The sequence below is a fragment of the Streptomyces sp. NPDC059037 genome (genome assembly GCF_042740015.1).
Lineage (GTDB): Bacteria > Actinomycetota > Actinomycetes > Streptomycetales > Streptomycetaceae > Streptomyces.
Map to the genome: position 1 here is coordinate 15,154 of NZ_JBHYIG010000142.1, position 5,464 is coordinate 20,617.

Below are 5,464 nucleotides of genomic sequence, written 5' to 3' on the forward strand. Positions count from 1 at the left end.
CGGCAAAACCCGACACACCCACCAACCCTACACCAGACCCCAAGTCTCCGCGGTTTTGCGGGGGGCTTACTATGCGGGGGGGGGGGGGGGGGGGGGGCAAAAAGGCTTGTTCGGCCACTTGCCGCCGCGGGGTGAGCGGCAGGCCCCTCCCGCAGGAAGCTCACAGCAGCGACGGCACCTGCTCCGCGGAAACGGACCGCGCGGCCCGCTCCAACGCACTGGCCAGCAAGGCCAAGTCAGTAGGCCCGTTCCCCAGCTCCCGCACCGGCCGCCGAGCCGGCGGATCCCCCATCCGCTCCCACTCCAGTGGAACAACAGTGGGCCGCAAGGTCGCCGTACGCGGAATGCGCCCAGTGACCCGCCCCGCCTGGAAGGCACTGACCCGCCCCTCGGCAGACCGCAACTCCCCCCGCCCGGGGGCAGGTTCCTCCGCCCCGGGAGACACCGCGTCAAGGACGATCCGCAGCGCGGCCCGCCGCCCCAACTCCGTCTCCGGAGTCCGCTCACTGCGCCCCGCCGTGGCCACCAGATGCACCCCCAGCCGCTCCCCGTCCCGCGCCACAGCCTCAAGCGCCCGCACGACCGACCCCGCGGCGGGCCGCCCCGGCGACCCGAGAGCCGGCGAAAGCAGCGCGTCGAAGTCGTCGACAAGGACGACGAGCCGAGGCAACGGCGGCCCCGGCTCGGCCCCCTTCCGCGCGGCGGCAGGCCGCAGCCGCATCGTGGAACTCGGCGGCGGATCAAGATCCCCGTCACCGGCGGCCGGAACCGCCCCCGCGCCGACACCGCCACCACTACTACCGCTACCGCCCGCGCGCTGCGCGACCAGCCGCCCCGAAACCTCCTGCTGCGTATGCCACTCGGCGAATCCAAGCCGCCCGAGCAACTCCGCCCGCCGCTTCAGCTCGGCCGTCAGCGACTGCGCGAACTCCCGCATCCGGACCGGGTCGTTGGCCGCGAGATGCGTGGTGACGTGCGGCAGGTCGGTGCAGGACGACAGGCCTTCCCCGAGCCGTATGTTCCCCCCGCTCGTGCCGCTGCTCCCGCTCCCCGTGCTGTCCCGCCCGTCGATCAGCACGATCCCGAGCCGATCGGGCCGCTCGGCGGCGGCCAGCGACGCGGCGACGGACCGAAGGAGTTCGGTGCGGCCGCTCCCGGCGGGACCCTCGGCCAGCAGATGCGGCCCCTCGGCGGCGAGATCCACGACCACGGGACCGCGCGGCCCCGCCCCGAGCACCGTCCAGGCCCGCCCGCCGAGCGCCTCGGGATCGTCGGCGGCCGCGGCCCACCGCGCCATCAGGGACGCGGGGGTGGCGCGGGCGAGCCCCAACTCGTCGAGCAGCCGCGCCATTTGGGGCAACGGCGCGGACACACGCGCGTGCCCGTCACCGGGCGCCCCGTCCGTACGGAAAGGAGCAAGGGCGCGGGCGAACCGCTCGGCCCAGGCCTGCGACACCGCGTCCACCGCGGCGACCGTCCCGTGCCCCGCCGGATGCCCGTCCACCGTGCGCAGCAGCCGCAGCGCCGTCGCCACGTCACCGCTGAGCAGCGCGACCGCACCGCAGGCACGGAAGGCGGGCGACACCGAGCAGGCTGCTTCGTACGTGGCGGACACCGGGGACGCGGGCGAGGCGGCCGGGGTCTCGGCGAGGCAGACGACATGGATGCCGGCCGCGGCCCCGTCCCGCGCGAGCCGCACCACGGCCTCCCGCAGCCCGGCGGCCCCGGGGTCGCCGTCCACCACCACGACGGTGCGCGCGGAGGGTCCGCCACCGGGCTCGGAACGGCCGGCCCCCGAGGTGTCCGCCAGGTGATCCTCCAGACGGCGCAACAGCTCGTCCGTACGGGCAAGGGCCTGCTCGCGGTCGTAGGCGAGCAGGAGGCGGCAGTCCTGGCCGTGGGCGGGCCGCAGATGCGGGAGCCAGCCGAGCCAGGACCACTCGGCGACGCGCTCCGGCGTAGGCCGTGTGCGGTCCGTGCTCAGCAGTACGAGCTCCAGGGCGTCGGGGGAGTGCAGGGCCGCGAGCTGGGCGACGACCGCGCGGGCCAGGCCCGTCAGCCGCTCGCGCGGTCCGGCGAGGCCGAGCGCGCCCGCTTCCCGCAGGCTCACGGTCACGGGGACGGCGGGCAGCAGGCCGCGGTCGTCCGGCGTCGCCCTGTCGACCGTGCCGAGCCGGACCGTGAGCGCCTCGGGGTGGCCGGGGCCGCGCTCCCAGAGGCGGGGGCCGGGGCCGAGCGCGGTGAGCAGCAGGGCCGCCGGGTCGGGCCAGGACTCGGGGGTGCGCGCGGCGGCGGCCACCGCGAGGTCCTCGGGGGTGGGTCCTGCCGGTTCCGGGGAGTCGGTGCCGTACGCCTCGTCGTACTCGTCGTGGTCGGCCTGCGCGTGCTCGTCGTCCCGGCCTCCGGTGAGCCGCCGGGCCCAGGCCGAGAGGCCGCCCCGCTTGCGCAGGCCGCGCGGCACGGTCGTCCCGCGCGGCGGAGTGCCGACGCGGGTCCGCTCGGCGTCGGGGGCACCGCCCTGCTGGGGCACGAGCGGCACGTCCGTGACCGCCGTCTGCCCGTACGCGTGCGTGCCGTACGCCCCGTCCGCGCTGTCCTGGCCGTCCCCGCCGGAGGCGCCCCACCCTGAGGTGCCGTACGCGTGGTGCGTGCCTTCGGAAGGTTCCGCGGGCCCGGCGGGCGGGGCGTCGGTGTCCTGGGCGGTCCGCACGCGCACGTGCCCCTCGCCGTCCGGCGCCGTCGCAAGCGCACCGCCCACGCCGTCACTGCCGGTGAGCCGCAGCGCGGACTCGCCGAGCCGCAGCAGGGAGCCGGGGGAGAGGCGCACCGGGCGGCGGGTGATCTCGCGGCCGTCCACCGTCGTGCCGTTCGTGGAGCCCAGGTCCGTCACGGTCACCTGGCCGTCCTGGCCGAGCGTGACCGCGCAGTGCAGCCGGGAGACGTCCGGGTCGTCGAGGGGGACGTCCGCGTCCGCCGAGCGGCCGATGCGGATCTGTCCGCCGTGCAGCAGATGCACACCGCCCGCGTCCGGGCCCGCCACCACGTGCAACTGGGCCGCCGCGCCCGCCAGTTCGGGCCCAGGCTCGGCGGGGGAGCCGAGCGAGAGCACCGCTCCGTCGATCAGCGGGGGCTCGCCGAGGGTGCTGCGCTGGGCGTCGAGCCGCTCCGCTTCCGCGTACAGGACAAGGGGGCCTTCGCCGCCCGCGACGGCTGATGCGAGGCCGGAGGCGACGGCGGCGAGCGCGGTCCCTGCGGGGGCGGTCACCAGCACGTCACAGGCCCCGCGCGCGGGGCCGCCTTGGGGCTCGGTCCGGCCGCTGCGCGGCCCGAGGACGGTCAGCCGGATCTGCATCGCCGTCAGCGGTCCCTTCTGCCCTTGCCGCCGGGCAGGGGGACTCGCGCTGTGATTCCCCCACCACACACGGGCACGTCGGCCAGTATCAGGAAAGCATCCTCGCACCTGCCACTGACAACACGCCCGGCGGCCACCCGTAAGTGATCTTGATTGGTCGGCTCTGCTCGGAAAAGTGCCTGCTTGGACCGTTGCGATCAATGGTCGTCTGTTGGTGACGGAGGTCAATTCGCCGCCACCCGGCAACCAACGGCCCCGGTCGGGCGTCTTTCCACCGAACAACGATCCGGACACCTTGGGGCCGGCGCGGAATCTGACCCGCCGGTGCCCCGGACGGCGGCATTAGAGTGGGTCGGAACACCTTCCGGCGGGTAGCCGGGTCCGGACAGACCAGCCAGATCAGCAGGGAGCGCATGACGTGCGGCCGGTAGGCAGCAAGTACCTGCTCGAGGAGCCGCTCGGGCGCGGCGCCACGGGCACCGTCTGGCGAGCCCGCCAGCGCGAGACCGCGGGCGCCGAGGCGGCCGTCGCCGGCCAGCCCGGCGAGACGGTCGCGATCAAGGTCCTCAAGGAAGAGCTCGCCAACGACGCGGACGTCGTGATGCGCTTCCTCCGGGAGCGGTCCGTCCTGCTCAGGCTCACGCACCCGAACATCGTGCGGACCCGTGACCTCGTCGTCGAGGGCGATCTCCTCGCCCTCGTCATGGACCTGGTCGAGGGCCCTGACCTGCACCGCTATCTCCGCGACAACGGCCCGTTCACGCCGGTCGCCGCGGCCCTGATGACCGCGCAGATCGCCGACGCGCTGGCCGCGAGCCATGCGGACGGCGTCGTGCACCGCGACCTGAAGCCCGCGAACGTCCTGCTCAAGCAGGAGGCCGACGGCTCGATGCACCCGATGCTGACCGACTTCGGCATCGCGCGCCTCGCCGACTCCCCGGGCCTGACCCGCACCCACGAATTCGTCGGCACGCCCGCGTACGTGGCGCCCGAGTCCGCCGAGGGCCGCCCGCAGACCAGCGCGGTCGACATCTACGGCGCGGGCATCCTGCTGTACGAGCTGGTCACAGGACGCCCGCCGTTCTCCGGCGGCTCGGCCCTCGAAGTCCTCCACCAGCACCTCAGCGCCGAGCCGAGCCGTCCCTCCACGGTCCCTGACCCGCTGTGGACGGTCATAGAGCGCTGCCTGAGCAAGAACCCCGACCACCGGCCGAGCGCCGAGAACCTCGCGCGCGGCCTGCGGGCCGTGGCCGACGGCGTGGGCGTGCACGCGTCCAGCGCGCAGATCGCCGCCGCGGAGGGCGTGGGCGCCCTCCTGATGCCCGATCCGGCGCCCGCGACGGTGCCGGGGACGGCCGGCGCCGCCGACCCCACCCAGGTCCTGCCGAGCAACGCGGGATCGTACGACCCGAACGCCGCGACGAGCGTCATGCAGAACACCGGCGGCGCGGGCACCGGGGCCCCCGGAGCCGGAGACGCCGACCCGACGGCCGTCATGCCGCCGGTGCCGCCGAACCAGCCCGGCGCGAACCCCGACGACCCGCACCCCTGGCAGAACCAGATGCGGGCGGCCCGCGACCGCAACGAACAGACCCAGGTCCAGTACCTGGACCCGAGCCAGGATCCGCTGCGCCGCCGCCCCCAGCGCCAGGTGGCCCGCCCCCAGCAGCCGCAGCAGCGCCCTCAGCAGTACGCGCCGCAGCAGCAGCGGCAGCAGTACGCACCGGCGCCGCAGCCCCAGCAGCAGCCGCGCCAGTACGCCGCGCCGCCGCAGCAGGCACCGCCCCAGCAGCCGCCCGCCGGGCGCGCGCCGCGCGAGCCGAGGCAGCGCAGCGCGAACCCGATGAAGATCCCGGGTCTCGGCTGCCTCAAGGGGTGCCTGTTCACCATCGTCATCCTCTTCGTGGCGAGCTGGCTCGTCTGGGAGCTGAGCCCGCTCCAGGAGTGGATCGGTACGACGAAGGGGTACTGGGACCAGCTGACCGACTGGTACGACTCCGTTTCCGGCTGGATAGGGAAACTGGGCGGGAACTAGCGCGGACCAAGAACCGAAAAAGCAGAGACCGGCCGGGAGCCACCAGCTCCCCGCCGCGGGCAGGGCTTAGCCCCCCA

The 5,464-nt window shown here is 75.0% G+C and carries 2 protein-coding genes; one reads left to right on the plus strand and one right to left on the minus strand.

From position 1 onward, the window contains the following. Window positions 1-160: 160 nt before the first annotated feature. The gene (locus ACFWY6_RS26355) at window positions 161-3,352 is read right to left on the minus strand and encodes an FHA domain-containing protein (RefSeq protein ID WP_384695037.1); all 3,192 of its coding nucleotides are present in this window, start codon (window positions 3,350-3,352) and stop codon (window positions 161-163) included. A gap of 418 nt (window positions 3,353-3,770) precedes the next feature. Here ACFWY6_RS26355 and ACFWY6_RS26360 point away from each other — a divergent pair, with 418 nt between their 5' ends. Further along, window positions 3,771-5,387: a protein kinase gene (locus tag ACFWY6_RS26360; RefSeq protein ID WP_384695040.1), complete on the plus strand. Its 1,617-nt coding sequence runs from the start codon at window positions 3,771-3,773 to the stop codon at window positions 5,385-5,387. Window positions 5,388-5,464: the final 77 nt, after the last annotated feature.

Coding starts and splice junctions, on each gene's coding strand:
- ACFWY6_RS26355 (WP_384695037.1), bottom strand. CDS start 3,352: ATGCAGATCCGGCTGACCGTCCTCGGGCCGCGCAGCGGCCGGACCGAG.